Genomic DNA, 5116 nt, shown 5'->3' on the forward strand with positions numbered 1-5116 from the left:
AATACCATTTCCATACGGAGATTTCTCTACTATCATCTCTCTTTCAAACTCTACAAAGCTAAAAAAAATGTTTCTTATAAGTTTGCTAGCAGGCGTATTATCCATAACTCCAATATTTAATATATGTGTATAGGGTAAGCTAAAAGTAGACCAGAAGTTTCATTAAAAAGTAGGCCACCTCTTATAGAAAATACTTCTTAAACACATAATAAATTGGAAATAATATTATGTATTAAGGAGTTGCAGAAGGTGATAAGTTTGATGAATAAGCAAGACATTATTCTCATGTACATAAGGGATCGAAAATCAAAGAGATGTATATCCCGTGAAACTGGCTTTGCTAGGAAAACGGTAGATAAGTATATTAATGATTATGAAGCTGAATTAAAAGAATTAGGAATAGATTACAATGATGATGTAAAGCGTCAGGAACTAATCAGCAGGCTTACAGATAAACCAAAATACAAATCATCTCCAAGAGTTCGTAAAGTGGCAACAGAAGAACTTGTCGATAGGATAAAGTTTTTCTTAGATGAAAATAAAACAAAAAGATTAACAGGTCTATCAAAACAACAAAAAAAGAAAAAGGATATTTATGAAGAACTAATATCAGAAGGTTTTAAAGTAAGTTATCCGACCGTTTCACGAGTTATTAACAGAATTGAGTACAAAGTTCAAGAAGCCTATATAAAACAGGAATATCTGCCTGGAGATGTTGTTGAGTTTGATTGGGGAACAGTCAAATTAAAAACAGAAGGAGGAATACTAAGGCAGTATCAGATGGCTGTATTCACTTCGGCTTACAGCAACTATAGGTGGGCGAAGTTATTCCCAAAGCAGACGTCTCAATGCTTTATTGAAGCGCACAGCGACTTCTTTGAATATATAGGATGTTCCTTCGCTACTGTTGTTTACGATAATATGAAAACAGCTGTCAAAAAGTTCACTTCACTTACAGAAAAGGAACCTACTGAAGATCTTCTGAAATTATCTCTATATTATAGGTTTAATTTTAGATTCTGTAATATACGATCCGGAAATGAGAAGGGTCATGTAGAAAGAAGCGTTGAAGTTGTCAGACGAAAGGCATTTAGCCATAAAGATAGCTTTCAATCATTAGACGATGCAAATAAGTATTTACAGAGTATCTGTGAAAAAATCAACGATATAAAAGCAGCAAACAAAGAAAAATCACCAAAAGAAATGTTTAATGAAGAAAAAAGCACGCTTCTTCCTACATTTGGTAAGTTTGAAGCTGCAAGACTTGAGATGCTTCGAGTTGATAAGTTCTCTACAATAGTTGTGGATAACTGTCATTACTCCGTGCCGGACCGTTTTGTAAACCAGATACTTAAATGCAAAATATATTCTAATGACATAATCGTGTATTTTGAAGACAAAGAAATTGCGCATCATAAAAAATCTCCAAGCCAGCATCAATGGATTATTGAACTTAATCATTATTTTACTACACTGCAAAGAAAACCACATGCATTAATAAATAGCTGTGCTTTTAAGCAGATAGATAAGAGCATTGCACAAATATATAATATGTATTTCAAGAACAAAGAGAAAGATTTTATAGAGCTTTTGCAGCTGATAGGTGATGTTGGACTTGATAAAGTCCAGAGAAGTATATCAGTTATTAAAAAATAACACCTACTTCTGTAAGCTTAGATAAAATCAAATTTGTGTGTCAGAGAAATAATGAAGCTGATTTCTATAATGAATATTTAAATAGCAAATCAGATATTGTTGATAACTCCATGAATCTTTTACGTAACTATACCGAAATGCTTTCTGAAAGAAAGGACGGTATGCAGTAATGAAAGATCATAACAGAAAGATATTTCTAAAGGGAATACATGAGTATTCAGAATATCTTAAACTATCTACATTCAAAGATTCTATAGAAAGCGAGATAAAAAGTGCTAATGAGACAGACATAAGCTATGAAGAATTTATCTATAAACTGCTTCAAAAAGAGTTTGACTACAAACAGGAAGAACTTCGTAAAAGCAGAATCAGGAGAGCCAACTTCCCATATAAGAAATATCTTGAGGAGCTTGATGTTGCAGAGCTTCCTGAAGATGCTCAGAAGAAACTTGGCATTTTGGATACATTAGATTTCATAGAAAAAGGACAGAATGTTATTCTTTCCGGAAACAGTGGCACCGGCAAAACTCATATTGCAATTGGGTTAGGTATAAAAGCATGTTTAAGTGGATATAAAGTATTTTTTGCAACTGTGCCCTTATTTATTACACAATTAAAAGAATTACGCTCTGCTAAAAGCTTGAGAGCCTTTCAAAACAAATTAGAAAGATACGATTTGGTTATTCTCGATGAGTTTGGATATATATCATCTGATAAGGAAGGAGCTGAATTATTATTTACTAATCTATCAATTAGGACCGGTAGGAAATCCACAATAATAACGACAAACTTATCATTTGATAGATGGGGGGAAGTATTTACTGATCCGGTAATGGCGGCAGCCATGACAGATAGGCTTACATATAAATCATATATGGTAGATATGAATGGAGAATCTTATAGATTAAAAGCAACAAAAAAATGGATGAAGGAGGCTTGAACCGCTTTTACATATTTTCCATATATTGATGGCTGATTTTTTAGTGATAATTTGGTCTCCTTCGTAAGTATAAAATACATGTGCTACTAGATAGTAAAAGAAGTCGTACAAAGAATGATTTTTTACATATTTTAAATATAACAATAAAAAATAAGTTACTACATTGACATAGCTTCATTATTAGGAACTTGCGAAATTAAATTAGAAAAATAACCGTTTTGAGCTATTAAATCAGTATATTTCCCAACTTCAACAATAGATCCTTTATCTAGAACTATTATTTCATCATACATTTTCATAAGTTCTTCATTAATATTATGAGTAATACATATACTTGTGATATTTGGAAGATTCAAGATGGCTTTTTCTATATTATATCTATTTATGTTATCTAATGCTGATGTTGCTTCATCTATTAATAATATAGGGGTATCTCTTATTAATGCTCTTGCAATAGCAATTCTTTGTTTTTCTCCTCCTGAAAAATTTTTTCCATTTTCCTCTATCATTGTATCTTCTTTTAATGGCAAATTATCTACAAACTCTGTAAGACCTGACTGTTTAAAAGTATTAGAAAGTTTATTTTCAACATATGTTTGATTTAAACATATGTTATTTTTTATAGTATCATTGAAAACATAAATATTTTGATTTATTAATGACATTAAAGTATTTAGGTTTTTGTAATTTAAACACTTTAAATTGACATCATCGATGAATATATCTCCTTCATAATTTACACAGTATTTAGAAATCAATTTTAATAAAGTGGATTTTCCTGAACCAGAAGAACCTACTATAGCATATTTTTTATTTTTAAGGAATGTATAAGAAAAATCTTTCAGAATAACTTTATCTTTATCATATGAAAATGATACATTTTTTAATTGTATTTTATTACAAAATATATTCTTTTCTACATAATCAAATTGATCAGTCGTTTTTATATTTATTTCATCCTCTATATTTTTATAAATTAAATTTATAGATTTAATTTTATTTTTTATTTCAACTAAATTGCCTAATGGATTTATTATATTATTCATTAATTGTACGGTAGCAATCAATGCACCAACAGTAATCTGTTTATTAATTATGAGATACACACCTAATAACATATTAAATAAAAACAGAAACAATGAACATATCGAATTTATATTTGAAAGTAATGATTCTATTAATTTAACATTTGAATTAGCTTTTTCAACATCTGTATTTATATTTGAAAATTTGGTATTGGAAAAGTGCTCAAGATTAAAACTTTTTATTATTTCAAATCCAGACATCATATCATTTAATTTATTCGTAAACTCATAAAGTTTATCAGAGTAATCTTTCTTCAAACTTGCTATTTTTTTCATAAATAAGTTGCTAATAAGCACTGGAATATAACCTAAAACTAATATACTTATAATGAAATAGTAACTAATGCTTAATATTCCGAAAAAAGACATAATAAATACAGTTATATAATATATTAAGGATTTTATATTTTCAAAAAAGTCAACATTTAACATATTAATATCATTTGTAAACATTGAAATATATTTAGATGTATTATTCCCATTAAAAGTAGTAATATCTTTTTTTAAAATAGACTTAAATAAATTATTTTTTAAATTTGTTAAAGATTTTTTAGTTATCCTTATATCTACTAAATCAGATAATATATATATTGTAAAAGAAATTATTAAAAATCCGATACAATAAATCACAGCATATATAAAATCATCATAAGTAGATATTGTAGCCGAATCTAATAAATATTTAAACAAATACGCCTTTACAATCTCAGTACTTGCACATAAGATTATCAATACAATATTAAAAAAGAATAATACTTTATTTTTTAATATATATTTATACATGAAATTAATCATCTCCTACCTTAATTTACAAAATTTTTTCTACACCTTATCCTGGATAACTTACGTTTAATTTATAGTATAATCAGCTACTTTATTAGGTAACTTATTATTAGATATAGAAGTTTGCCTACAACAATATTACTTAATATTACTAAATCCAGCCTGAAAGTCAGTACCAAATCAATATTATTGAAATATTTACAATATAAACCTTTATAATTATTGTAAAATCTTTTTTTACTTTTTGTCAAATGTTTTATAAAAAATGATTTTTTTGAATTATTACTATTCATAATTTATATATGATTATATATTGTTAAAATTATAAACGCTTTTGCTTATGCTAATCTAAAAGTGTACCAATAATTAACTTCTGCTAAACAAAAAATGTACCACTCAACCACTCCTCCATTTATAATAAAATTGTCGACATTTTATATAAGTGGGAGGATTCTGAAAGGTGATTGAAATGGTACAATATGATTATATCAGATATCTTTATTTTAACGAAGGGCTTAGTCAAAGAAGTATAGCCAAAAAGATAGGAGTACATCGAAAGACCGTAAAACGGGCGATTGAAAATCCCGAACAAAAATATAACCTAACTGCGGTTAAGGACAAGCCTATAAACGGAAAATATGAAGATTTAGTA

At 28.0% G+C, this 5116-nt stretch carries 2 protein-coding genes and 2 pseudogenes; 3 read left to right on the forward strand and 1 reads right to left on the reverse strand.

Annotated features, from left to right (window positions below):
* Positions 1–249 precede the first annotated feature (249 nt).
* Together istA and istB are read left to right on the forward strand one after the other, a co-directional pair.
* Positions 250–1826 (forward strand): annotated as a pseudogene (gene istA, locus FYJ33_RS15675) (IS21 family transposase).
* Positions 1826–2596: an IS21-like element helper ATPase IstB gene (gene istB, locus FYJ33_RS15680; RefSeq protein WP_154532862.1), complete on the forward strand. Its 771-nt coding sequence runs from the start codon at positions 1826–1828 to the stop codon at positions 2594–2596. Before istA ends, istB begins: the two are co-directional and overlap by 1 nt.
* Positions 2597–2754: 158 nt before the next feature.
* Here the strand turns inward: istB and FYJ33_RS15685 are convergent, their stop codons facing one another.
* On the reverse strand, positions 2755–4464 hold the full coding sequence (locus FYJ33_RS15685; RefSeq protein ID WP_206046732.1) for an ABC transporter ATP-binding protein: 1710 nt from the start codon (positions 4462–4464) through the stop codon (positions 2755–2757).
* A 460-nt stretch (positions 4465–4924) separates the two neighbouring features.
* Between FYJ33_RS15685 and FYJ33_RS15690 the strand changes: the two are divergent.
* Positions 4925–5116, forward strand: a pseudogene (locus tag FYJ33_RS15690) (helix-turn-helix domain-containing protein); the annotation flags it as partial.

Origin of the sequence: Inconstantimicrobium porci (assembly GCF_009696465.1) — a bacterium.
GTDB lineage: Bacteria > Bacillota > Clostridia > Clostridiales > Clostridiaceae > Inconstantimicrobium > Inconstantimicrobium porci.